The organism is Mycoplasmopsis californica, from assembly GCF_000695835.1.
GTDB lineage: Bacteria > Bacillota_I > Bacilli_A > Mycoplasmatales > Metamycoplasmataceae > Mycoplasmopsis > Mycoplasmopsis californica.
Genome location: NZ_CP007521.1, coordinates 403,037 through 429,104, shown reverse-complemented (window position 1 = coordinate 429,104; position 26,068 = coordinate 403,037). Strand labels below are relative to the sequence as shown.

Genomic DNA, 26,068 nt, shown 5'->3' with positions numbered 1-26,068 from the left:
TAAATGTTTAAATATTTTGCAAAAAGAATGGCCTTGGCCATTCTTACGCTATTTATTATTCTACTTTTTTCTTACACACTCATTGTTTTGTTTATTAAAGACCCCTATCAAATTGCACTTGAAAAGGAAACTGACCAGCATAAAAGAGTGCTTCTTTTACTGGAATCGAAAAAATTCACTGAAACCCCAATATTTTATAAAATACTTGATTACTTTTCACGTTTTTTCAGGGGTGATTTTGGTCAAATTTATATTACAAAAGCCGACTACAATGATATACCAACATTATTTTTTAAACCGTTAGGCTGAAGTATTTTAGTTTCATTACCTTCATTTATTATTTCGGCATCACTAGGAATTATTTTAGGTGTAATTGCCGGATATAAGCGCGGAACCTGAATTGATACTTTAATTAGTGGATTTGTCTTTGTTTTTATCGCCGTACCAAGCTTTATTTTGGCCCCTATGTTTTTAAATGTTTTCCAAAAATTAGGTTTTGATATTCGTTTTGTATCGCCAACTGATGTTAACGCGACATGATGAAGTACAATTAAGTCTGTAATTCCTGCCATCACAGTTGTCAGTCTTGGATCGCTATCGGGATATACCTTATACGCCCGTAACCAGGTTGTAACTGTGCTAACATCGAATTATGTTCTGATTGCTAAAACTAAAGGTCTTTCAACTGGCCAAATATTTAGAAAATATGTTTTGAGAAATATCTCAATCCCTCTAGCAACTATTATTATTCCTTCATATTTGATTTTATTATCTGGCTCAATTATTATTGAGAGATTCTGATTTATTCCAGGTTCAGCAAACATTATTGCACAAGCATTCCCGTCAGGAGAAATTAATGTAGTTATGTTCAACATTTTCTTCTTCACAACATTAGGGTTGTTCACTCAAATTATTGTCGATATTTCTTATCCATTTATCGACCCAAGAATTAGATACCAAGCAAGTAGTGGTATGTCAATTCTGATGATTTTAAAAGCTTATCGTCTAAGAAAAAAAGAATACCAAACAAGATTATCGCAAGCAGGAGGTACTAGTGAGTAATATTGACCAAAATTTCAATAAAAAATACGGCATTAGTGCCGAATTGGCCTTAAAATTAGTTCGCTCTCAAGAAGTTTCTAACAATAATATTGCAGGAAAACCAAAAATTTTAGCTATTGAAATACTGCGTCGCTTTTTCACAAACCCAGCTGTTTTGATCGCTTTTTCAGTATTTTTAGTCATTATTTTGATTGCAACCATTGTAACATACACCTCTCCTTATCCAGCGACAGAAAGAATAGATGCCTATTGACCAGCTGATCAAAAAGTAAGTAATGTTGGATCGCTACCCCCAATGTTTAATCCGTGAAAAGAAACCACTGATGAAAGTGTTATTAAAAGTATAAATTTCTGAGCTACTTCGACCAAGTACAAAGAATATTTAAAACCTTATTTAACCCATACTTTTATTAATTCTAGCCTAGTAAGATACAATCCATACACATATTTTGAAGGATCGCAATTGTTGGCAAGATTAATTAAGTGAGAAAAAGAAAATCCTACTAGATTAATCACTCCAGATGTCATAGCCCAAATTAAGTCACAAATTCCTGTTTTAAAAACTTTTTTAGGAACCAACGAACTTGGCGCTGATGTGTGAACCACGGTGTGAAAAGGAACTCTAGAATCGTTATGAATTGCATTATTTGTTTCAACAGTGGAAATAATTATCGGTGTTTTTGTTGGTGCTTATTTAGGTTTTAATGCCGGAAAAGCGCTTGATACATTTATGATGCGTTTAATCGAAATCTTTACTTCGCCACCTTCAATTATTTGATTGTTGTTATTTGTAAGTATTTGAGGAACTAATCCTTGAGTACTGATTGCAGGTTTATTATTTGTAGGTTGAACAGGCCCGATTGGTGTAACAAGGTTATTTATCATCACGGTTAAAGATGAAGAGTATATTATTGCCGCAAAAAGTATTGGGGCAGCTGAAACAAGACAAATATTTATGCATGCTTTACCAGCAATTTTAGGTAAAATTGCAATGAGTTTTGTTCGCCGTATTCCAAGCGTTATTCTTTCTATTGCTTCGTTAGCCTTCTTAGGATTCTTTAGCGATTCTAAATCAGCTAATTTAGGTAAATTTATGTTAGATAACATCAATGATTCTAAAACTAACCCGTGATTATTAATGTTGCCTGCTTCAATTTTATTAGGCATTTCAATTAGCTTACAATTCATTGCCGTTGGATTGCACGACGCACTTGATCCAAAAGTTATTAAAATAAAAAGATAGGAGTATTTATGAGTTCGCAAGTAAAAAAAGAAATCGATAATCAAGACTTATTAAATGATGCTTTATTGCTTGTTCGTAATTTAAGAGTCGATTTTAGAAATGGTCGTAAAAACTTCATTCGGATTGTGCGTGGAGTCGATTTAACAATTAAAAAAGGTGAAATTGTTGGCTTGGTTGGTGAATCTGGTTCTGGTAAATCAGTTACTTCAAAAGCGTTGATTAATGTCAATGAAGGAGCGACATTTTTAGCTGATTCAATGATTATTGACGATGTTGATTTAAATCAATTTAAAAAAGAAAAAGAGTGACAAAAAGTCAGAGGGCACTACATTGGTTACATTCCGCAAGATCCCTTAACTTCATTGAATCCTACACGTAAAATTGGCAAGCAACTTCTTGACGCTTTGAATTTAAATACAGAGTGAAAAGAAAAATCTTATAGTGAAAAAAGAGCTTATTTAGTTAGCTTATTAGATCAATTCGGAATTCGCGATGCTGAATCAGTATTTGATCGTTATCCACACACACTAAGTGGGGGGATGAAACAAAGGGTTGTGATTGCGATGGTTGTGGCCTTAAAACCTAAGTTAATTATTGCTGACGAACCTACAACTGCACTTGACCCAACTGTTCAGGCATCGGTTTTAGCTTTGTTTGAACGTATCCGCCAAACAATGAATATTTCAATTATTTTAATTAGCCACAACATTAGTGTTGTTGCTAAATTCTGTGATTATATTTATGTTATGTATGCTGGACGAATTGTTGAACGCGGGACACGTAAAGACATTTTCACTAACCCGCAACACCCATATACGTGAGCTTTAATTTCAGCTATTCCTGAAAATAGTCAAGACCGCCTTTATTCGATAAAAGGTACCCCGCCCGACATGGCGAATTTACCGCTTGGCGATCCATTTGCCCCACGTAATGAATATGCGCTTGAGATTGATTTTTACAAAGAACCGCCTTTAATTCCAATCTCATCAACACATGCCGCCGCGACATGGTTATTGCATCCAGAAGCCCCAAAAATTATTCTACCTCCTGAGTTAGAAGTTAGAATTGACAGTTTTAGAAAGGTCTTTACCGATGAAAAAAGATAATGCTAAATTAATTTTAGAAATTCAAGGACTAAAAAAATATTTTACTAACAGCGGTTTTGTTAATAAGGCTGTTAATGATGTTAGTTTTAATGTTCATGAGGGTGAGATTGTCGGTTTAATCGGAGAATCGGGTTCAGGAAAGACTACGGTCGGCCGTAGCTTGTTAAGGCTTTATGATGATTTTAATGGTTTTGTTACTTTGGACGGTAAAGTAATTAGTGGTAAAAGAATTTCGCGCGGACAAACAAAATTTTTACGTAAAAATATTCAAATGATTTTTCAAGACCCGCATGCGTCATTGAATGGTCAAAAAAATATTTACTCAACATTGAAAGAACCTTTAATTGTTAATGGCATTATAAAAGCTAAAATTAAGGATATTTTCAAAGATTGAAATGATGTAAAATCAATGTATTTTTACACATTTCAGAAGAAATATAAAACTTTAGAACTAGAAAATTTAAATGCAATTAATGTTTTAGCAGAGAAATTTTTTACTCCTTGAATTGATAAATTTTCACAATGAAGTTATGACGAATCATTATCATTTGAAGATAATTTCAATAGCTATTTTGGCTACTTAGAGCAAAAACAAAATATGGAAAGCCAAATTGTTAATAATTTATATAACAATACTGATGATTTGATGGCGTTTTATTTTCAAAAACAAGCGGATTTTCGCTCATCTAATTTAGAAGTTGATGAAAGTGAGTTAAAAGCTGCGAAGGATGAGTATTTCAGAATTTTAAAATTGTCTAAAATGTCTGAGCAAAAATATTTATCTATTGCAAAAATTAAAGAAATTAAAAGCAAAATACAGACTGCAAAAACCACTGAAAAAGAACGAATAGCACTGAATACTAATACATTTAACAACTTTATTGTTGAATTTAAAAAAGATGCGCAAATATTTAGGAATGCTAAATTAATTGCCCCAACAATTGATATTTACCTACATAATTTAAAAAATCAATTATTGGCCCGTAAATTGTATAAAGTTTGTATGGATTTGAAGTCAAAATTAAAGCATCTTGAATACAATCAAGTTAGAGAAATAATTGATCGGCTAGGTATTTATTCAAAAGAGTTTTTCAATAAATATTTATTACCAATCCCTTACGAGCCAAATGTTAAAAAGCAAATATTAGCAATTATTGCCAGCGAATTTAACTTTATTTTTGAGAATGAAGTTATTCTTAACCAACAAAACGCAAATAAATATTCAGTTAAAATTGTCAATTTGTACTCAGAAATTAATCATACACGCAATTTAAGCACTGATAAAACATTTAAAGCTAGTGCTGATGATGTTGCCTTGGCAAAAGCTAAATATGAGCAAGCAATTAAAAATAATAAAGAAATGCTAAATGAGTATGCAATTGGTTATAACAAGGAAATTGAAATTTTAAATCAGGAAATTTCAAACGCACGCAAGCACTATGAAACTCTAAAACAACAACAAACTCAGGCAAATAAATTCGTGCAACAAATTCACGCTGAATTTATTATGCGCTTACAGAAATACTCTCATGATTTAAAACTGAACAACGCACCTAAACAACAACAACGTGAACATGCAAAATTAATTAAAATTTACAATTCAAAATATCAAACCAAGCAAAATACTTTAAATTCGTTTAAAATCGAGATTAAATACTTAAATAAAGATATTAAAGCTATTAAAGTTTTATTAGGGATTGCAAATAGCGATAATAATATCAATCCTGTTATACAAAAAGTTAATAAAATTGCAACAAGTATTTTCGCCCGCCTGCTGATTAGTAATTTGTTAATTAAAACAACAATTTATAAATCATTAGAAGATGTTGGTTTATTAAAACAATTCGCATTCCGTTATCCACACGAATTTTCAGGTGGGCAACGTCAAAGAATTGTTATTGCTCGTGCCTTAATAACTGAACCAAAGGTTATTGTCGCCGATGAACCGATTGCCTCACTTGATATTTCAATTCAAGCTCAGGTTGTCAACTTACTTAAAGACTTGTGCGAGAAAAAAAACATCGGCATGATTTTTATCGCGCACGATTTATCAATGATTGAATATATTGCCGACCGCGTGCAAATTATGCACTATGGAAAAATCGTTGAGTCAGGAAAAACTGAAAAAGTTTACTCTAAACCAATTCACCCATACACAATTAACTTATTTAAAGCTATACCAAAAATTTCAAATGCAAATGAGAAATTTGAAAATATTAGTTTTGAATTAGATTACTTTAAAGGACAGCAATATCCAAACTCTCCTGAATCTTATCAAGTTGAAGATGACCACTTTATCTATGGTACTCAAACTCAAGTGGAACAGTGATCTAAACCTTTTGCACTGGTGCCTCATAAAATTGATTCAAAAAGATTTTAAACATCCAAGTTTTTAAGGTTTTACATGAATCAATATTTTAGAAGTGGTTTAAGAAAATTGAGGCTGATACATTTATTTATTGTAGTAGTTATTGGCTTAATTTTTTGAGCTGCCATTATTTCAATTTTAGTGTTAAATTATAAAAAAACATTTAAAACTGCTTTTAGCGATAGTGGATTTGTGGCGGGATTTTTCTGAATAGCTTACGGAATTGTGTTTATTTCAGCTCGTTTAGGTCTTGGTTCTTCTTGACGCTCGATGAGTTCATCACGTCGCGATGCTAAAATTCGTCGGGAAATGGATAAAATCCGCAATAAGAATTTATTAAGTGATGATGATAAAATTTCGCTAAAAATTATGCAACAAAATTTAGATCGAAATTTAGCTCGCGATGAAGTAATAGAACAAGAACGGCGTAATCAATTGATATATTTTATTTTGATTGGTCTAGGTCTTATACAAATAATAATAGCAGTTATACTTGCATATATTTAAATTATTTAATCAACTCCCCGGGAGTTGATTTTTTGTGCTCTGTTTTTAATCAATCGATGTATATCAGTGAGTTAATTTTGCCTAAAATACTCGAAATATACTCATTTTGGTTAAAAATAGCATTTTGCGAAAATGCAAAAAGTTATCATTTTTAAGAATTTAAAAAAAATACAATTAAGTCATGGAAAAAATGCTAACAATACAAACTAACAGTGCTGCTATACCGGTACTAAAACCTATAGTATTGAACCAAGATTTTATTAACAGAATTAAAGGAGGTAGTTTAAAATCTAGTTCAATTGTAATTATCGCAGACGATGATGAATACGTTTTCTTTGTCCAATGCATTAAAAAATGAGATGAATCATTACATCAAAATTCCAATATTGTCAGATTACAGTGCGATAACGGGATAGCAGATAATGGCGACCTGGCGACAATCGATGTTGCTAGTGCAATTGATATCTCAGTAATTTTTAAGATGAACTATCACGATTTAAAAGCAAAATTAGATTATCAAAACTATGATTTCAATTCTATGCCGTATTTAGGGATTGAAGATCAGCTCTTAATTGTCAATAAATTAAGTGCAAAACTCAATGACACAACGAATTTACCTAAATTGGTTGTTTTAAGAAAATCTAAACAAGAGTAAAATCGTTTATTTTGCAAACAAAATAAATCTTGCACAAAAGTGCAAGGATTTTTTTGTTTTATTATAACAAACTAGATTCGATGTTTATTTTACACAAGAAATAATCGCTTCATTTTTTAAAAAATAACTGCCAATATTTAGCGAACCTCATTTATGCCAATTTAAAAAAACATGTCATATGTATTGGTGCGTTTGAGAAAATAGAATTAAAAAAGATTGAGTTAATCAATCTTTTTTTAGCGAAACTTTTGATTTTGACTATCTAACAGAATGATATGTCTACTAAGGTTATTACTTAAAATTTAGTGTTGAATTAATTAAATTGTCAAGATCTTATTTTTTAGATTTAGGTTTATCAGGGGTGATTATTATTGGGTTAATTAAATTGTAATCGCGTGACATTTCCACTAGTTTAGCTATGTTTTCTTTTACTCATGATGCATCTTTTTTGTGTCAAACAAAGTGATAATCATTAATGAAAATAAATTCTAGGTCAGCTGCATTATCTGGTAATGAATTATATATTTCTTTCAATTTTAGTTTATCGGCGTCAGTAACATCATTTTTGCGAATATTATTGTCAGCTTGATTAACTTTATTTTTTCAAAAATCAAATTCTTGCATTTTCACAATAAAGTCATAGTTTTTACTTGTGCTAACATAGTAAAATGCTTTTTCCAAAATTTCATAGCTTTTTGGATTTTTGGCATCGCTAGCGCTCAATATTTGGTCTATGTAATCATCATCAATTTTTGTTTTAAAATCGCGATAAACACCTGAGTAAATAGCACCGTGCTGATAAGCTCTTAGCTTATTAAAGTCGCCAATTGCATCATTAGCCAGTCTAAACAAGTTAACCATTACAAGAAAGTTCGATAATTTAATTGAGTGTTTTTTGATATACCCAATTAATCCTGCTCTATTTAGTTTCATTTTTTTCATAAACCATTTAATATATCTGGCTTGTCATTGATTTGTTTCTAATTCCATTTTTCTCCTTAAAAAATAAAATATAACCTCATTATAGTGCAAAAATTAAAATATAAAATTGATTCCACATTTTTGCACAAGTTATCTTATTTTTTACCTCACAAAACAAAAAACGCTTGAAAATAGCGTTTTTACCTATCGTAATCACTGATGCGTGTCAATGTTGTAAATTTTACTTGGAATACCACTTGGTTGACCAAAATTATATATGTTGCTAATTTGCGGGAAGATGGCGCTAGCTTGCTTAATATTAATTGGCGATTGCCCTGAGATATTGGCGCTAGAAACATACATCGGACCATTTTGACATAAAAATTCAATTAATCCAGCTTGATTAGGCATTCTAAAACCTTGACCGTTAACAATAAGGCTATAATTACCCGGTCAATAATTAAGAGCAAATTCCTCAGCTTGATCATTTCATTCTTTAAAAGTTCGTGCTTGCTCAATTGAACCAACTAATATAATTATTTTTTTGTCAATAGGACGTTGTTTTAACAAGTATATAAGTTCAAGTGTGTTTTGATTGACTGGTCCGCCAATACCGCAAACTGTATCGGTAGTAGTAATAAAAAGGTTCTTAAATTTATTCATAGTTAATTAAGTTGTTAATTTTTTTGTATCGAAGTCAACTTTTAAGATTTGGCCTTTGGCCAATTTATTTTTAAAATCATAAATATCTGGAAAAACACTAGCAATAAATCCTAATAAAAATTCATAAACAACAATCATCGCAACAACGTCATTATGGCAGTATTCTTTTAGTTTTAGTGATTTATGCGCTCACTCGTGCTCGCCAATATAACCGGCAAAACGGTTTATTGCGATTTCGAGTGCCATTGAGCCGTTTTTAACTTCTAAACCAGCGTATTCCTTGATTTCATAATCATATTTATAATTATTTTTTGTAATTAATTTTTCAAGTTTTTTAATACTTGTATAACCCAAGAGTTCAATTATTTTGACAGCTTTAATATTTTTTTTAAATATTTGTCGGCGGAATTTGTCGCATTCTTCTTGATAGTTAGCTTTATTTCCTTTGAAATCGTGAATTGAAAGATTGAATGATGGGTTATGATATTCTGAATGCTTTACGTAATCAACACTATAAAAGGCTTGATTAGTTGTGTCGCTATCTTTTGTAAAAAAGTCCATCAGATCTATTGTGTTTTCATTAATATATAACACAATTGATTCAAAATCAAGCAACGATTCAATTCCTAAGGCCCTCATTTCAGCAATAAATTCAGTATCATTTTGTTGATAATGTTTTAAAACTTGGTCTCTAACCTCTAAGTTTCGAGTGTTTTCGTAACCTTTATTAAAGACGACATAGTAGTCTGCTTTTTGCTGGTAAACGGCTAAAATTACTTTTACTAAATCAATTAGGCTCACGGTTTTAGGATCGTGAAGGATATCCTCTTCATAGACAATGCTTCCATTCTGGGTAACGATAATTGATACTTGATGGGCAATTTGGTTATATGATTTTAGGCCATCAAAAATTGGGACAATTGAGCTCAATCCCTCATAATCATACCAGACAATTTTTGTATCTTTTGACATCAAAGGCGAAATAAGTTCGAGTGCTTTATCAGTAAAAAAGTTAGGAAATGAGTATAAATTTTCCACAATGCTTCGTTGCTTGTTGATGAAGTTAATGTCCAATTTTTTGAGTGAGTTTGCAGTACCACTGTTACCAGTTGAAAAAGCATATTGCTCACCCATGTGTAAAAAAGCAATTCTTTTTAGGTCGGGATTTTTTCCTCAGGATGAATTATCTAAATCCATATCCAATTGATATTGTTTCAAATCAGGGTTGAATTTTGAATATGTGGGAATTTGAACTTTTGAAGCATTAATTATTTTTTCAATAATTTGCTCATAAGGTTCAAATTCAAATTTAGTTGATATTTCAATTGAAGGTTTAGGATCGCCAGTATCTAATTTTTTAACTAAATCAGCAATTGTTTTTGAACGTGGGTTCCCCCACACTTTTCGCTCAATCATTGCATTCATAATAGTGGTTTGAACACCGTCGCAAATACCATATTGGATAGCAACGCCTGAATTTTTCATTCCTACAATTCTAACTTCGTTTGGGTCTTTTAGTTTGCGATAGTCCTTATTACGACTAACAGAAGATTTTGTATTAGCAGAAAACGCACTACGTGAAATAATGAATGGCACATGTCCTTTTTTGTGTTTTGATTCATCCGGATCAACTAGCACAAATTGAATATCTTTGATTTCGACACCCATTTTCGTGGCTGTGTTATAAATAAAATTTGTTTGTAAATAATCTGATAATGATGTACTATCTTTAAATTTGTTTATATAAAGGATTTTACTATTTTTATCATAGGCAAATGCTGTTGCCTTAACTACATAATCCGATTCATTTTCAGGTGAAATTAAGTAAGTGAAAATAGGATCAATTATTAAACTCTGAGTTTTATTATTTATGAAGTTTTGAAAGTCTTCAACCGCAAGATGCAATTGTTCAAGCGGTCTAATCCGTGAATTAAAATAAATATTTTCCAGACTTAAATTCAGTTTTTTAATTAAAAAATCCACACATTGCTTGTACGCTTGAGCAAATAATGATTGATTTTCGGATGCATAATCTCAGTTACTATTTAAAAATTGCTGAAATTGCTTGTTGAAATATTCATTGTGGATATCATTTTCATCGCCAACATTATCTTCATCAGTATCTAAAATTGCACTAAATTCAGAATCAGGATTTAGTTCGGCGTTATTAGTGTCAATTTGTGTATTTTCCTTCTTGTAAAGTTCAAAACCATTTATGTCAGTTGGTGCTAAATTGATTAATTCGCCATTAATATTGCGAGGCGCTCAAATGAAATAAGGTTGCGAAGTTGAAGCAATCTGAAAATGCTTAAATGTAATTAAGTGAACATTATTTTTATTTAACTTTTTCAAACTTGATATCTGCATCAATTTTCCCTCTTTGTTTCCATTTGTTGAATAAGGCAAATCATTCATCTTCATTGCGACATTGTAAATATTCAAGGACTTGTGCATCCCGAATAGGGTCAAAAATCGGACTCACACCAGTTCGAGCGTAATTTAGTCAAAATTCATTAATTTTATCCATTTGGTCTTGAGCTTTATTACGATCGACAGAATATGGTCCATAAACCTTAACTTTATTATTGTTTAAGTCAATTTTTTCTGTGTCGACATAGTCAGAATCTTTTAAAAATACAGCAATTATAATAAAACTAGGATATTCAAGCATGTGTGCGTAAAGTTGAGCTTGCATAATGTATTCATTTGGTAAATCATACTTGTCAACTCATTGTTCAAGTTTTTTTTCCTGAGCCGATTTAATTTCTAAAACAATTTTGCTTGTTTTATTTAAGCCGTCAGGCACACCACCTATGTACTTTTGTTGTCCCTTAAAATAGTCGTACTGGTATTTCGATGCTACGATGTGTTCAAAAGAAAATTTAGGCCCAAATTTGTTTTGTAAAAATTCAAAAAGTTTATCTTCAACCACTTGTCCTGCTTTAATATATTTTTGTTCAAGCACTGGCATTGCCAAGCGAGACATGTGTAAAAATGCTAAAAATTGCCCTTTAAAACGATCGTTAATTAAAACATTTGAAATAGATGAGCCACCAAATTTTTTAAATCCCTTAGGACTACCAGGTTCATTATTTAATAATTCATTATGAAAATCAGGATTTAGTCTTATAACTTGATTTTTCATATCAAGCACGTAATCTTTACCGTTATATCTACGCATTTTTAAACTCCTAAACAATAACTATATATATTTTATTACATAAAATAATATAGTATATAAAAAAAGTAATAATTTTTGAAATAAAAATTATATTCACGCATAGTAGCAAAATTTTCTGTTTGTGGAACTAAGTGGAAACGTGCAACAAAAATGCATCTATTTAAAATAAATGCATTTTTGTTTAAAAGAATTTATTGATTTTATTTAAGTAAGTATTTAGCAATTATTAAAACAAACAGAATGATTATTACAATTAGAACAATTGAGTATGCTCAAAAAGCAACGTCAGTTGATTTTTTGCCACAAGAAACAGTTTCTTTGTATTCTTTAACTAATCTTTCTACTTTTTGTTCTGGCAATGGTTTTTCTTGCGATTCAACCATTATCATCGGTACTTCTTCTGGTTGAGGCATAGGTTGGATTTGTTCAACGTTTTCTTCAACGGCTTCCATTGGAGATTGAAATTCTTCTTCGTGTTTTTGAGTTTGAATTTCTTCAACTTTAACGGGAACAACAGGGAATAGCACATTACCATCTGAAGGTTGAGATAAATCAAACATTGCCACATCTGAGTTACTTATAAAGCCAGATTTTGCGAAATGATATGTAACATAAACATTTTTATCACTAGTTACATTAATTTGATCGATTACAACGTTCAACATTGAGTTAGTTTTAACGTGTGAAGAAGAAATTTCAATTGATAAAGGATTTTTTTCGATATCTAAATAAATTGATGATACTTGAACCGCTTTGACAAAGTCGTCTTCTGTGAACAATTTATCTTGTGCATATAAAATATCGGTGCCATTTGCCTCTCTGAAATCAAATAGTGATGCAAATGATTGTGATTTGATATCGCCAGCTTCATAATGATACACCACTTGAGCGACATAAGTGTTTGCAATATTGATTTGTTCAACAACCAATTTAACTTCTTCAGTTGTAAATAAGTGACTTGAACTCAGTAATGTAGCAGACTTGTTTTCTTTAACATCTGCATACAATTTAGTTTTAGCAACTATTTCCTCAAAGTTTTCAGACATACCCATTCCAATTTTGTGAACATATAGTTTTTCTGCCTCGATATCACGAGATGAATAATCTAATTCGCCAATGAATGATTCTGAAATAAATTCTTGTCTTGTGAAATGGTATTTAACATATGATTTATCTTTGTTTAAGACAATAATTTCCTCAACGACAACAACTAATTCAACATCTGATTTAATTTTTGCTGATGACACAGTTGTGGCCGAACTTTTTCTCTTTACCTCAGCATATACCTTAGCTTCTTTAACAAGTGTGTTAAATTTTTCTTCGCTAATTGCATCTAATTTTAGAGCTTCTAATGTTGCAGTGTATGGTGTAACACCAGTGTAGTCAAAATAAGCGACTTTTGTATCTGAAACATGTTCATCCTTAGTCAAATGATATTTAACAAAAGCACCTTTTGTGTTAGCTACAATACTTTCAACAACTAAATCTGCATCGACATCAGTATAGATATCTTCATTTTGAAGTTCCTGTGGTTTAACTTTACCGTTAATTTCGGCAATAATTTTTGCATCTTCTAGCAGTTTTAGAAATTTATCTAACGGCATTTTTTTAGATGGTGCTTTTTCAACTAAGTTTTCCTTGTTGATGTATTCAATAACATCTTGATCTTGGATTTTTGCCTCAGCTACACGGTTTAAAATTATTTTAGCCTGCTCAATAGTTGCAGCGCCTCTGAATGCTCCATCGCGGTGAAATCAAACTTTTGCTGTTATTGGTAATAATTGAGCTGTTTCTATAAAATTGCTTAACGCTTCACTAAAAGTTTGAAAATTAGTGTGTTTTTTTAACCCTTCTTTTTTAAGATTAAATGACACGTTTCTATTTTTATCAAATTTTTCAGCTAAATAAAATTTAGCTAATGTTGGTTTTTTACTAGCCATTTTTCTCCTTACCTAAATAAATATATAGATATATAAATTTTATATTAATTTCAGCATTTATTCAATAAAATGACTTAATTAATTTTTCATAAAATTTTATTTTGGCAAGAAATTTTTATTAGTGTTGCTATTTTCAGTATTTTTTACTCAAAAGACTGAAATTATTCAATTTTAGCAAGCGCAATATTATTAGTTTGTACTGGCTATTAAGTTTTTGATTTTATTTATATTTGCTTAGTTAAAAAAATTACTAGACCCATTCAACAAAGAATTACTAAAATTGCTAGTTGACCTCCCTGATAAATTATGAAGAAAGCTATATTATAATAACGATGAAAGATATATTAATTTAAGAAAAGAGATATTTCCAAGCGGGATAAATTTAAATAAAGCAAAAGAACTTAGAGATAAAAGAAGTTCGAAAAAAGAGGAGAAAGGTGAAAACGAATGTAATTATTAACGGTGATTGTGTAGAAAAATTAAATGAACTACCTGAAGAAAGTGTTGATTTAATATTTGCAGATCCTCCATATTGAATGAGAACCTCAGGATCTCTATATCGTGTTGAAGGCACTGAATTTAAAGGGGTTGATGACGAGTGGGATAAATTTTCTTCTGATAAAGAATACTATGATTTTAGTAAAAAATGATTGCAGGCATGTTATCGAGTTCTGAAGAAAAATGGTTCGTTTTGAGTAATAGGTGGAATGCAATGTATCTATACAATCGGTGCGATTATGCAAGAAATTGGGTTTTGAATTCTAAATGATGTAATTTGGCACAAAACCAACCCGACTCCAAATTTTAAAGGAACAAGGCTAACAAATAGTCGCGAAACACTAATTTGAGCTACAAAAAGTGAAAAATCCAAATATACTTTTAACTATAAAACCGCAAAAGAACTGAATATAGATGTTAAGGATTTTGGTAAAGGAATACGTAAGCAATTAGGATCGATTTGAAAATTTGGTGTTGTAAATGGTAACGAACGTTTAAAAGATGCTGGCGGAAATAAATTGCATAATACTCAAAAACCAGAAGAATTACTTTATAGAATAATAACAATTTCATCAAGTGTTGGAGATATAGTTTTGGACCCGTTCGGTGGCACAATGACCACGGGTAAAATAGCAAAAATGACAGGCCGTCAGTTTGTAATGATTGAAAAAGACCCTAAATATTGTTTTTACGGTAAAGAAAGAATAAAAAACACAAAAACGTATATTGGTGATATTGAGAATGCTATTTTTGATGTAAAGCCATTAAGGGTATCGCTCAAAGAAATTATCGAAGCCAATTATCTTGATGTTGATGAAAAATTGTATTTAAAAGACGATCAACACAGCACTGTTAAATTAAATTCCGAGGGTAAGGCAATTTTAGAAAATGGTCAAATATTAGATATTCATACTGCAGCCGCGTTAATATCTAATAAGAAATCATTGCGTGTAAACGGTTTTGATTATTGATATGTAATTAGGGACAATGAAAAAATATCTCTCAAAGACATCAGAGAGCAATACCGTAATCATTTGCGCCAAAATATTTAATTACCGTTGGATATAATTTATATATTATTTCTTAATCCAGTATTATTTCAGTGTTAAAAGTAAATTTTGTTGGTGCTCATAACTGAAAATCCCATACTTTGTACTCTTGAATTTACTAATAAAATTTTATATATAACTAATATAATAATTTTATTAATTCCATTTATTTAGAAACTAAACAGGAGGGCGAATAAAAAATGTTAATATTAATCTTTTTGTTAAGTGAGCTGGCAGAAAAAGGCGATTGTTGGATGAAATAGTAAAAAATTGCCAATTTCATACAATAAGTATATTAATTGCGTTTCAGTTTTTCAAATGGCACAATCAAATTAATGCTTGTAATTTAAATATTCATTTTTAGAAAACGGTAAAAGACGCCAGGGATAATTATTTCATTGAATAAATTTTAATTCGAGAGAACCTAGACTAGTAATTTATAGTGAAATGAAAGTAAAATTAGAAATAATAATTTATAATAACTATAATTTAGTAGAAAAGGAGAAAAATGCGTTACAAACCAATAAATGATACTTCAACTATTGAGGTAGTTAAGTCAGCAAATGATCAAAGTCTAAGTGACGATAAAAAAGTTGTCCGCGATCCTAAAAATCAAATATCTCCACGCGTTTATGGAGTAATTAGGACTGAAAAGATAATTAAAATCACCAATTTATCAATTTCATACTCACTAATGTTAGCCTCAATTGTTTTATTCATATTATCATATTTTAATATCTGGATATTTAAAAATAATATAGGTTATTTAATCTTATACGGAGTAAGTGCATTTATATTTTTAGCACTGGGAACAAAGAATTTAATTGAAAATATTCAATGAACCAACACAATTCATCGTTATAGGGATGCAATTAGTAGAGGTGAGTCAACATCGTCATCTACATTTCACTTAGCTTATCGTCAAATTGTTTTAAAATCAGTAAATTTAACCTGAATTTTGATATTTATATTAACATATATGGGTATTTTTACAGCAATTATATACGGATTGTATAGCACAAAATCGTGGCAATTCCATACACAAGAATTAGCCGGTTCTCATTTATCATTTAAAATTGACTGAGTAACTATCCTTGATAAAACCTTCAAAAATACAAATGTATTTTGCTTGATTTGTGTAATTATTATGGCTAGTGTTGTCGTCTTTTATGTAACGATGCGTTTAATCGATAAAAAACGTCTTGCTGATTTAAATGATTACTTAGGTGAAAAAAGTGTGGAAATTCATGAACAAATTGAAAAAGCTCGCAAAGATCGTAATAAAGCTTGATTAATAGCTTATATCGTGGTTGTGGTTTTAACAATTTTACTTCCTTTAGCACTAGCGTTAGTTGCCATTTGACGTTTAGTTAGAAAACGCCGCTTAAAAATCGGATAATGAGCATTTTGCTCATTTTTTTCTGATTTTTAGGATTTTGTTGTTAAAAAGTAATTAAAAATACACGAAAAAAACGTGTATTTTTAATTTCGGCGAATTAACATATGGTACCCAAGACAGGACTTGAACCTGCACGGATTTCTCCAGTAGATTTTGAGTCTACGGTGTCTACCATTCCACCACTTGGGCATTTGTGTTAATAATTATAAATATTTTTTAAAAAACTGTATAAAAATTTTTTGTTTTGTGTTAAATTATAATTAAGATAAATATATACTTAAACGAGTGGTTTTTATTATTGATTTTTCTTCCGATAGCGATATATAGGTCTTTACGGAGACTGCGTACGGGGTGTGTTTTAAAATAAGGAGGTAAAAAATGGCGATAGGTATTGTTGCTGAATATAATCCATTTCATAATGGGCATATTCGACAATTAGAATGGATTAAGGCTAATTATCCTGGAGAAAAAATTATTGTTGTTATGACTGATAAATTCACTCAGCGCGGTGAGTATTCAGTGTGTAGTTTTCGGTGCCGAAAAAAAATCGCAAAGCACTATGGAGTTCAAAAAGTTTTAAAACTTAAATTTGAACAAACTGTGCAAGCAGCACACGTTTTTGCTGAAAATGCAGTTTTAGCCTTAGCTTCGCAAAAGGTTGATAAAATAGTCTTTGGTTCAGAGAGTAACGACGTTGAAAATATGATTAACACTGCTAAAATTTTGCGTGATCGTAAAGACGAATTTGATCAAATAATCCGTCCCTTGATTAAAAAAGAAAAATTATCATATCCAAAAGCATTTGCTCTTGCCTTGGAGAAAATGTGTGGATATAGCTGAGCCATGCCTAATGATATTTTAGGTTTTGAATATGTGAAAGCAATAATTAATAATAACTTAGACATTCAACCAATATCTCTACAACGTAATTTAGCATTTCATGCAACTGAACCTATGGGTAAATTTGCATCAGCATCGTACTTGCGTGAATTAATTAAAAATGGTGATGATATTTCATTATATACGCCAATGACCATTAAAAAAGCTCGTCGAATTGAGCAAAAATACTCACGCTTTATAAAAATTTTAACTACAACACCACTTAATAAATTGCGTAAAATACCACTTGTAACTGAGGGGATTGAAAATCTTCTGATAAAAAATGCATCAGAACCAACGTATGCTCATTTTGTTAATGCATGCGTTTCAAAAAGGTATACAGCAAGCCGAATTAAAAGAATCATTGCTTGGATTTTATGTAAAAAATGAAAATAATGGTAGGTTATATATGGAATTAATTGTTATAAAAAATCACAAAAATGCTAAAACTCTAATCCAGGAAATGGAAAATCAATTGGACAACCAGTGAGAACTAGGGGCCCAGGGTGCAATTTTACAATTTAGCACTCCTCTTGATATAAATGTTTGAGATGTAATTGTCAAATATTTTCAACAAAATAATCTGGAATTTAGCTTTAAAATTATCGAAGAATATTCTAAAATTTCCGTTGAGTTTGTAATTTAATTTTTTTGAAAACGTTAAAAAACGTTTTTTTCTTTATTTTGCACGTACTTTTAATCGTTTTTCATTAATTTATTTTTTTCAGGATTTTTAATGATAAAAGCAATCCTTATGTTAAAATATAAAAGCAATATTTAATTGCGGAAAGTAGATTATTTCTCACCTGATGGCCATAGCCTTGGGTTTCTAGCTACAATTAAAATTTTTTTGATGTAGTTTAGAAGTGGGAACCCACTTTTAATTTTATTTTAAATTTATCTATTATCAATATTAAGGAGTTTATTATTCAACCTACTAATACTAGAAATAAAAAACCGACAGCAGAACATATGATTAATAACAACATTCCATTCGCTAAGGTCTTTTTAGTTGGACCTGAAGGGGAAAAATTGGGTGTTAAACCCACACGAGAAGCTATTGAAATTGCTCGTGAATACAAAATGGATTTAGTTGTTATTTCGGTTGAACCAAAACCGATAGCTCGTATTTTAGACTACGGAAAATTCAAATATGAACGTAAGAAAAAACAAAAAGCTGCTAAGGAAAAACAAACAATCATTCAAAACCGTCAAATTCGTCTAACTGTCATGATAGGACAACACGATCTTGAAACAAAAGCTAGAAAAGCTCGTGAGTTTTTATTGGACGGGGATAGATTAAAAATCAGTCTTAAATTCCGTGGGCGTGAAATCGCGCGTCCTGAATTAGGCCATGATGTTTTAAATCGTTTTTATAAACTTGTTGAAGATTTAGCTGATATCACGAAAGAACCGACGGTAGTTAATGGTAAATTCTTAGACGTATATATGCAACCGAATAAAGTTAAAGTTGCTAAATATAAAAAAGAAAATAATATAGTAGATAAAAACACTACAAACAAAAACTCAGACTCATCAAATGATGAAAACATTGATGACGAAGAGTAATAAGGAGTAAAAATGCCTAAAATGAAGACAAAAAGCGCTCTGAAAAAACGTATTAAAATTACTGGTACTGGTAAAGTTTTAAGAGAGCAAGCTTATCGTTCGCACCTAGCCCAAAATAAATCAACTAAACAAAAACGTCAAGCACGTAAATCTGTTCAAATGCACGCATCTGACATCAAAAGATTCAAAGGCTTATTTTAATTAAGTTAGTCAAATATTTAATATTTAAAGAAAGAGGAATATATGAGAGTTAAAGGCGGAACAGTTACAAGAGCTAGAAGAAAAAAATGATTAAAACTAGCTAAAGGTTATTTTGGACACAAATCAATCGGTTATAAAGTTGCTAAGCAAGCAGTTGTTAAATCATGAACATATGCATTCAGAGACCGTAAACAAGTAAAACGTAATTTTAGAAAACTATGAATTGCTCGTATTAATGCAGCAACTAGAGCACAAGGAGTTACATACTCACAATTTATTAATGGTTTAAAAAGAGCAAACATTACAATTAATAGAAAAATGCTTTCAGAATTAGCTATCAATGAACCTAAAGTTTTCACAAGTCTTGTTGATATTGCGACAAGCTCTAAATAAAAACCTTAATTTAGCCCCTAAAAAGGCTATTTTTTTTATTTTTAACATTGATTAGTTGATGATTGCAAATTTTATTAATTATATAAATAGATATTTTTAAAAATGTTATTCTTAATATATAATGCTTATATAAAATTTATGGATAATTTATCGAGGTTAGATTATGAATAAAAAAATAGTATTGAAGTTGGGAACAATTACTACCGGAATTTCATTTATTTCATTGAGCGCAGCATGCAGTTCAAAGATGAATGAACATCCAATTCCAGAAGAAAAAAAAGTTACTGACAAAAACATGTTGCCAACAACTAAATTGAATCCAGTTGAATTAAATGATAAATTTAAATTAGACGCAACAGCAAAGGCGAATGCTAAAAAAATAGTCATGATTCAGTATGAAGATGTTGCTGAAGGAAGCGAATTTAATAAATTAGCATGAAACGGAATTAAAGAATTTGCTCAAAAACAAAATAATTTAGACCCAAGCTTATATCAATTACTAAGTGTCAAAAATAATAATTTTGAAGAACTTTATAAAAAAGCGTTAGATGAAGACTACAAAATTTGGGTGTTATCAGGTATTGAACACAGCGAGCATTTTGAAAACTTTTTCAAAAACAGTGAAAATCTAAAAAAAGCACAAGAAAAAGGCATAAAAATTATTCAATTAGGATTTGATGAACAGGCTAATATTAACGGTGCAATAATATCGCAAATTTATAACGTGAAAGAAGCAGCGTTTAATGCCGGGTATGCAGCGGCTGAGTTTTTATCACACGAAACCCCTGAAAATAGAACTTTTGGCATAATTGGTGCCGATTCACAACCCTCAACTGTCGGACACTATGCAGAAGGCTTTATGAAAGGTGTTATTTATTGAAATCAAAAACCTGAAAATAAAGATAAAAAAATTAAAATAGCAAGTCAACAACCAATTTTTAATGCGACATACCAATCAGGCCAAAAAATGGATAAAGCGATTGAAAAGCTTATGAAAACCAACCCAAAATTAATTCTATCTATAATTGGAGATGGTATTAATGAACTTTTAAAACACAAAGAAATTGCAACTAAATATATTATCGGCGTTAATGAAGATTATTCAGTTGGTGAGGTCGCCAAGAATAAGTTATTTTTAACATCTATTCTTAAAACGCCTGGACAAGGGGTGTACAATATTATAGGATTGCTTTCGACAACCGACGGCGATTTAGAAAAAATTTATACAAACAATGATGTCAAAGCTATTTTAGGTAAAAAAGATGGTCAAAGATTTTCTAAATACGGAAGCTTTAGTGATAAATTAGTAGGTTTAGCTAAACCTAATTTAGCAGATCGAACAAAAAACGAACTAGCTGAAAGCGCAATTAAAAAAGCTGAAAAAATGTGAGCCGAAATAAGCGAAAGTGATAAAACTTGAATTGATACTCCTAAAGCTATTAACGACGAAAATAGCGAAATTTTGAATGATTTTACTCGTTTATATAGAGAAATGGCAAATGTACTTAAATAATATTCTAGGCTGATGCCTAGATTTTTATTATTTAATTTAAATTTGATAAAATTTTTTTACTTTAAAGGAGAAATAATGGTAAGTATTTTTGCTTTTGACCTAGATGGCACGTTATTCACAGAAGCTAATTTAATTCACCCAGAGACATTGCTAGCATTAAAAAAATCTAAAGAAAAAGGCCATTATAATGTAATTTCTACCGGCAGAGCTTTGGAAAATATTATTAACTCATTAGGTTTACATATTGAACTTTTTGATTATTTAATTGGGTCAAATGGCTCTGTTATTTATGACGTAATAAATAGAAAAACAACTGTAATAGGTAAAATAGACACAGTAGTTTTCGACTTGTTATTTGCCACGGCCTTGGAGCAAGGTTTAATAATGCGGATTGACACTTTTAAAGAGAGTGTAAATTTTTATAACCAAAGTCAAGTTCCGGATTGATTAAAAGAACAAAATGCAATGGATATTTCACAAGTTAATTTTGTGAACGCTGAGGAAATTAAGCAATTTGCCGTTGAACAGCGTAATAATATTGTACAAATGGCGCTACGAGGACCACTTAAAACAATGGAGAATCAAGCTAATTTGATTCGTGAAAAAATAGGTAACTTCTACGAGGTTAAATTAACTAATTCAATATATATTGATGTTAATGCTAAAAATATTAATAAATGAAGTGGAATAGAGTATATTCTTCGCCCAGGATTGATAAATGCTCAAAATATATACGCATTTGGAGACTCGGGTAATGATGTTGAGATGCTTAAAAACGCTTCTATAGGAATTGCTATGGGTAATGCTAGCGATGATGCAAAGCAAGCAGCTGATATAGTTATTGGCGAAAACACATCTAACTCAATTGCGACAATGATGTATTCATTAATTTAATAAAAATAGAGCCCATTTAGCTCTATTTTTAGATTTAAAATGCATCATCGTGAGAAATGAAAATTGTGTCGGTAAGGTTTGTTTGTTCGCTTTTCATCATTGTTGCGTATTCACTGGTAAGTTGTTGGTCAATATCGACTTCTAAAGTGTTTATATCCTTTTGGCTTAAATTAACTATCATTGTGTCCTGAGTATCATTATATGATTCGAGATCAAAAATGGATGTTGCCTCTAATTCAATTTCATTACCATCATACCGATCGTTTAAATCGTCTGCACTTAAACGCTTAATTATATTGTTGGGCGCTATGATGTAATGCCCTGATACAAATTCAAATGGCTCAGCAAAAATGTAGTTACTAATCTGATTAATATCTTGCAATGGTTGATAAGAAGAGTTCAAAAAACGCTTTAAAATTGGGTGTAAAGGAGATTTTAGAACTTTTCTTGTTTTACCAAACTCAATTAGTTTTCCGTCAAAAAAGACAAAAATATTGTTAAATTCGTGATTTTTAATCAATTCTAAATTATTAGTGATAAAAGCGTAGGCAATGTTTGATTCTTTACATAAATCGTTAGCAATCCGTAAAAATTCATTTTTTAAACGCATATCAGTGTTTTTAATGTCATCATTAATAAAAAGCAATTTAGAACCACTCATCAACTCGCTTAAAAGTCCTATTTTTAAGCTTGATATATTTGAAAGATTGCTCATTGGTTTAGTCAAACTCGATATACTGAACGATGCATTGTTTAAAACTTTAATTAGTTTTATAAAGATATCAATTGATTTAATTGATTTATCAGTTAAATCAAAGCGTACAAATAGCATCGAGCGAAGAATTTCGACATAATCATAGAGAAATGAAATTGATTTAAGTAGTTCGCTCACTTTTATCATGTTCTCTTTAATTGTGTATAAAATCTTGTGTTCTTCTTCATTCTTGGAGGTATAATGCTCAATTATTTGACTTAATTTTTCAAGGGAATTATGATCAAAATCAACTAATGAATAATAATTTTTTATTAATGTTTTTGCGTTAGTGTTGTAAATTGCCATCAAATTGATTGCTCGCTTAAATTCTTCACGCTCTAACTGTTTTTGTCAATCACGTTTAGCTCTGAGGGTATTCACACGATTTTTTAGATGGTGTAAATTGTTTTTGTAATTTTCAATCCCAAAAACATTTAGTTTTTTAGCTTGTATTCGCTTAATGTGTCGCTTTAAACGGCGAAGTTCATCAGTGTAGATTGTATCATTTCCATAGCTTTGCTCAATGTATTGTTCAATATCAACGTAAAATTCTTTTTTAACAATAGCTTTAATATTTTCAATATGCCTTGTATCCTGTGTGAGTGAGTTTGATGCAAGGTTGTTGGCTATAAAAAGTGAGCGTCGTGCTTCTAGATAAATTTTTAAGTCGTCGAAATTCTCGCTAGTGAGCGCTCGCAAGGTGTATTTGGAGCGGTTTAAAACTTTAATTATATGCTTGATTGTTATAATATTTTTTCAAATATGTGTATACTCAGGTGATTTTTTGTCAAAAAAATGACTTTTATTTTTAAGAATTTTGACAGCAGATTTGTATCACTGAATTAAGTTTGTGCCACGTTCAAGTCCGTTTTTTAAGTTCTGTTTACGTAGTTTTTCAATAATGTGTTTATCATTTCTAATGTCGCGAAGATGAATTTGTCGCTTGACCATTTCTTTCGATGTGTGTTGCATTTGATTGACTAACTCATAACGCCGACTGAAGGATTCAAGTTTAGTTAAAGCTAAAAAACCAGGGCTTTGATAATGTTCCATCATAATTTTACGAGCTGATGCGAATAGAGTTTGAAATAATTCTAAAAATTCATAAACAATTTTTTCGCCAAACCAATCAAAATTTTCGACATGTCGCTTACTTAAATTTAATGCATGTTCAAATTTTCCATCTCTTAGTGCTTCAATAATAGAATTGAAATTGTGTTCAAAATCACGTTTAAAATCAGTGTTTTCTGAGTGAATTATATTGATATTGTTACGAAAAGATTCTAGCATAATAGCTTTAATTTTAAATTCATTAACTTCCATTAAATTTAGTAATTGTCTATAACGGCTCTTGTCTAAAAAGTAGCTTTGCTTGATCCGCGAATACTCTTGGGCAATTGGAGTCATTTGTTGATGTGTGCGTAAGTTGTCCAGACCATAAAAACTGATTGCATTAATAATTTCCTTATTATTCAATGTTTCATACCTTCTACCATTTTCATCAGTCAAGAACATTGATTTAACGCAGTTTTCTGAGTTGATTATATCTTTAAAACAGTTTTTAAGCATGTCAGAATTCGAGTCTAAAATCAAAAAAGCGTTAGCACTATTATTTCTTATTTTTAGGGTCGGGATATCGCTAAATGTATCTTTATTTTTTCCTGGCTTAAAATACATATCAATTGAAAATAATTTTGAATCTTTTGTCATATTATTAAGTATAGCAATTTAAATGTCAATATTAAATTAAATATTATATTTATGAGTGTTGAAGTGTTTTTAATTTTTGTTTAAGTCAATAGATAGCTTCCAGAAAATAAAAAAATGGCTATAGCCATTTTTTGGATTGGTAATTAAAGTTAGAATTGGATTAAACAAGTTCGATAATAGCCATAGGTGCTGAGTCACCTTGACGAGCTACAAGTTTGTAAATACGTGTGTAGCCGCCATTTCTTTGTGCGTATTTAGGTGCAATTGTGTCGAATAAATATTTTAAAACATTATCTTTATTGTTAATTAATGTTGGACGCAATACTGCGGCAACTGCACGACGATTTGCGAGAGTTGGGTTTTTAGCTTTTGTAATTAGTTTTTCAGCGTGACGACGTAATTCTTTAGCACGAGTTAGGGTTGTTGTAATACGTCCGTGTGCGAATAATTCGCTCACAAGTGTACGCATTACACCATTTCTTCATTTAGTATCACGAGAGTAAATTTGTTTTGGATTAGCCATTATTCTTCTCCTTTTGCCAATTCATAGTCGAATTCTTTTAATTTAGAAACAATTTCATCTAGAGATTTTTTACCTAAGTTTTTAGTATTTTCTAATTCTTCATAAGTCATTTGAGCGATTTGTGATAGTGTAACTTTACCTATTTTTCTTAGAGCGTTTAGAGAACGCACTGATAAGTTTAGTGCACTAATATCTAAATCATTTTCTTCTTTAACAACTTCTTTTTCAACTTCATCTTTTTTGAAAATGTTATCAATCATCATCCCTTCAACATTGCCGACTATTTGGAAGTGACCAATAATAATTTCACAAGCCTGTTTAATCGCTTCTTTAGCACCGACTGTGCCGTCAGTTGTTACAGAAAACTCTAATCTTTCTTCAATATCAGTTGAAGCAGAGTTTAACTCGTTAATTTTGTAATTTACATTTTCAATTGGACTGAAATTTGAATCGGTTGCAATCAAAATACCTTTTTTGATATTTGAATGAATTTGAGTTAAAAAGTTGGTTGAGGCAATTAGTTTCTTGTTTTTTTCATTAGAAATGAAGCCACGTCCAGGACGCAAGAACATTTCTAAGTGTAATTTGCCTTTTGTACCACTAATTGTTGCCAAATGTATTGATTTTGAAGTAATTTCAATATTTGAGTTAACAACTTCTAGACTTCTTGAAGTAACTGGCCCAGGTTTATCAACGTTTAAAACAACTTTGATAACTTCATCGTCATTTACTAACTCAGGGCTATATTGGAATTTAACTTTACGTAAATTCATGATTAAAGATGTAACATCTTCGACCACGCCGTTAATTACTTGAAATTCATGTTCAACATCTTCAATTTTAACAGCGCACATTGCCAATGAAGTAATATTTGACAATAGCACTCTACGTAAAGCGACTGCAACAGTTTGACCAAAACCTCTTTCTAAAGGTTGTAAGGCAAAAGTTGCATGATTGACTTCTTTAACATTTGCATTGATTGTTTCAAGTTGGGTGTAGTCTAATTTTGCCATTTTTTCCATTATTTCCTCCTTAGATTG

At 30.6% G+C, this 26,068-nt stretch carries 23 protein-coding genes and 1 tRNA gene; 15 read left to right on the top strand and 9 right to left on the bottom strand.

Annotated features, from left to right (window positions below; translation table 4 throughout):
- The first annotated feature begins 3 nt into the window (after positions 1 to 3).
- From MCFN_RS01755 to MCFN_RS01730, 6 genes are all read left to right on the top strand, one after another.
- The gene (locus MCFN_RS01755) at positions 4 to 1,062 is read left to right on the top strand and encodes an ABC transporter permease (protein ID WP_038561678.1); all 1,059 of its coding nucleotides are present in this window, start codon (positions 4 to 6) and stop codon (positions 1,060 to 1,062) included.
- Entirely contained in the window at positions 1,055 to 2,305 is a 1,251-nt protein-coding gene (locus tag MCFN_RS01750; RefSeq protein ID WP_038561674.1) for an ABC transporter permease, read from the top strand. The genes MCFN_RS01755 and MCFN_RS01750 overlap by 8 nt, the downstream gene beginning before the upstream one ends.
- An 8-nt stretch (positions 2,306 to 2,313) precedes the next feature.
- Positions 2,314 to 3,411: an ABC transporter ATP-binding protein gene (locus MCFN_RS01745; protein WP_051604561.1), complete on the top strand. Its 1,098-nt coding sequence runs from the start codon at positions 2,314 to 2,316 to the stop codon at positions 3,409 to 3,411.
- The gene (locus MCFN_RS01740) at positions 3,398 to 5,791 is read left to right on the top strand and encodes an ATP-binding cassette domain-containing protein (protein ID WP_038561672.1); all 2,394 of its coding nucleotides are present in this window, start codon (positions 3,398 to 3,400) and stop codon (positions 5,789 to 5,791) included. Before MCFN_RS01745 ends, MCFN_RS01740 begins: the two co-directional genes overlap by 14 nt.
- Positions 5,792 to 5,815: 24 nt before the next feature.
- On the top strand, positions 5,816 to 6,286 hold the full coding sequence (locus MCFN_RS01735) for a hypothetical protein (RefSeq protein WP_038561669.1): 471 nt from the start codon (positions 5,816 to 5,818) through the stop codon (positions 6,284 to 6,286).
- A 181-nt stretch (positions 6,287 to 6,467) separates the two neighbouring features.
- Positions 6,468 to 6,941 carry a hypothetical protein gene (locus MCFN_RS01730; protein WP_070097347.1) on the top strand — a complete coding sequence of 158 codons (474 nt, stop codon included), beginning with the start codon at positions 6,468 to 6,470 and terminating at the stop codon, positions 6,939 to 6,941.
- Between the two features lie 333 nt (positions 6,942 to 7,274).
- Here the strand turns inward: MCFN_RS01730 and MCFN_RS01725 are convergent, their stop codons facing one another.
- From MCFN_RS01725 to MCFN_RS03405, 5 genes are all read right to left on the bottom strand, one after another.
- Positions 7,275 to 7,931, bottom strand: a complete 657-nt coding sequence (locus tag MCFN_RS01725) for a hypothetical protein (protein WP_038561664.1) — start codon at positions 7,929 to 7,931, stop codon at positions 7,275 to 7,277.
- 135 nt (positions 7,932 to 8,066) lie between these two features.
- Positions 8,067 to 8,525 carry an L-threonylcarbamoyladenylate synthase gene (locus MCFN_RS01720; RefSeq protein ID WP_038561661.1) on the bottom strand — a complete coding sequence of 153 codons (459 nt, stop codon included), beginning with the start codon at positions 8,523 to 8,525 and terminating at the stop codon, positions 8,067 to 8,069.
- Positions 8,526 to 8,531: 6 nt separating this feature from the next.
- Complete coding sequence (locus MCFN_RS01715) at positions 8,532 to 10,946, bottom strand: UU173 family protein (RefSeq protein ID WP_158419986.1); 2,415 nt, start codon at positions 10,944 to 10,946, stop codon at positions 8,532 to 8,534.
- A complete protein-coding gene (locus MCFN_RS01710; protein ID WP_038561655.1) occupies positions 10,861 to 11,706 on the bottom strand; it encodes an MAGa7180 family putative nuclease in 846 nt (281 codons plus the stop codon). Before MCFN_RS01710 ends, MCFN_RS01715 begins: the two co-directional genes overlap by 86 nt.
- A 200-nt stretch (positions 11,707 to 11,906) precedes the next feature.
- A complete protein-coding gene (locus MCFN_RS03405; RefSeq protein ID WP_051604560.1) occupies positions 11,907 to 13,646 on the bottom strand; it encodes a hypothetical protein in 1,740 nt (579 codons plus the stop codon).
- A gap of 437 nt (positions 13,647 to 14,083) precedes the next feature.
- On the opposite strand from MCFN_RS03405, the gene MCFN_RS01695 reads away from it, so the two are divergent.
- A complete protein-coding gene (locus MCFN_RS01695; RefSeq protein WP_038561648.1) occupies positions 14,084 to 15,196 on the top strand; it encodes a DNA-methyltransferase in 1,113 nt (370 codons plus the stop codon).
- Positions 15,197 to 15,701: 505 nt separating this feature from the next.
- Positions 15,702 to 16,592, top strand: coding sequence for an MSC_0882 family membrane protein (locus tag MCFN_RS01690; RefSeq protein ID WP_038561646.1), 891 nt, complete (start codon positions 15,702 to 15,704; stop codon positions 16,590 to 16,592).
- A 105-nt stretch (positions 16,593 to 16,697) separates the two neighbouring features.
- Here MCFN_RS01690 and MCFN_RS01685 read toward each other — a convergent pair.
- A tRNA-Leu gene (locus MCFN_RS01685) sits at positions 16,698 to 16,781 on the bottom strand.
- A 189-nt stretch (positions 16,782 to 16,970) separates the two neighbouring features.
- On the opposite strand from MCFN_RS01685, the gene MCFN_RS01680 reads away from it, so the two are divergent.
- From MCFN_RS01680 to MCFN_RS01650, 7 genes are all read left to right on the top strand, one after another.
- Positions 16,971 to 17,867, top strand: a complete 897-nt coding sequence (locus MCFN_RS01680; RefSeq protein ID WP_038561643.1) for a nucleotidyltransferase — start codon at positions 16,971 to 16,973, stop codon at positions 17,865 to 17,867.
- A gap of 13 nt (positions 17,868 to 17,880) precedes the next feature.
- A complete protein-coding gene (locus MCFN_RS01675) occupies positions 17,881 to 18,117 on the top strand; it encodes a hypothetical protein (protein ID WP_041103084.1) in 237 nt (78 codons plus the stop codon).
- Positions 18,118 to 18,443: 326 nt separating this feature from the next.
- On the top strand, positions 18,444 to 19,040 hold the full coding sequence (gene infC, locus MCFN_RS01670) for a translation initiation factor IF-3 (RefSeq protein WP_038561635.1): 597 nt from the start codon (positions 18,444 to 18,446) through the stop codon (positions 19,038 to 19,040).
- A gap of 12 nt (positions 19,041 to 19,052) precedes the next feature.
- A complete protein-coding gene (rpmI, locus tag MCFN_RS01665) occupies positions 19,053 to 19,241 on the top strand; it encodes a 50S ribosomal protein L35 (RefSeq protein WP_038561632.1) in 189 nt (62 codons plus the stop codon).
- A gap of 42 nt (positions 19,242 to 19,283) precedes the next feature.
- Positions 19,284 to 19,634: a 50S ribosomal protein L20 gene (gene rplT / locus MCFN_RS01660; protein WP_038561629.1), complete on the top strand. Its 351-nt coding sequence runs from the start codon at positions 19,284 to 19,286 to the stop codon at positions 19,632 to 19,634.
- A 163-nt stretch (positions 19,635 to 19,797) separates the two neighbouring features.
- On the top strand, positions 19,798 to 21,147 hold the full coding sequence (locus MCFN_RS01655) for a BMP family ABC transporter substrate-binding protein (protein WP_038561626.1): 1,350 nt from the start codon (positions 19,798 to 19,800) through the stop codon (positions 21,145 to 21,147).
- A gap of 75 nt (positions 21,148 to 21,222) precedes the next feature.
- Positions 21,223 to 22,041 carry an HAD hydrolase family protein gene (locus MCFN_RS01650; RefSeq protein ID WP_038561623.1) on the top strand — a complete coding sequence of 273 codons (819 nt, stop codon included), beginning with the start codon at positions 21,223 to 21,225 and terminating at the stop codon, positions 22,039 to 22,041.
- A gap of 34 nt (positions 22,042 to 22,075) precedes the next feature.
- On the opposite strand, the gene MCFN_RS01645 is transcribed toward MCFN_RS01650, so the two are convergent.
- The 3 genes from MCFN_RS01645 to MCFN_RS01635 form a co-directional block, all read right to left on the bottom strand.
- Positions 22,076 to 24,505 carry an MAG1360 family OppF-related protein gene (locus MCFN_RS01645; RefSeq protein WP_038561620.1) on the bottom strand — a complete coding sequence of 810 codons (2,430 nt, stop codon included), beginning with the start codon at positions 24,503 to 24,505 and terminating at the stop codon, positions 22,076 to 22,078.
- A 160-nt stretch (positions 24,506 to 24,665) separates the two neighbouring features.
- Positions 24,666 to 25,028 (bottom strand): 50S ribosomal protein L17, encoded by a 363-nt coding sequence (gene rplQ / locus MCFN_RS01640; RefSeq protein WP_038561617.1) that lies wholly within the window; start codon positions 25,026 to 25,028, stop codon positions 24,666 to 24,668.
- The gene (locus MCFN_RS01635; protein ID WP_038561615.1) at positions 25,028 to 26,050 is read right to left on the bottom strand and encodes a DNA-directed RNA polymerase subunit alpha; all 1,023 of its coding nucleotides are present in this window, start codon (positions 26,048 to 26,050) and stop codon (positions 25,028 to 25,030) included. The genes rplQ and MCFN_RS01635 overlap by 1 nt, the downstream gene beginning before the upstream one ends.
- Between the last annotated feature and the right edge of the window lie 18 nt (positions 26,051 to 26,068).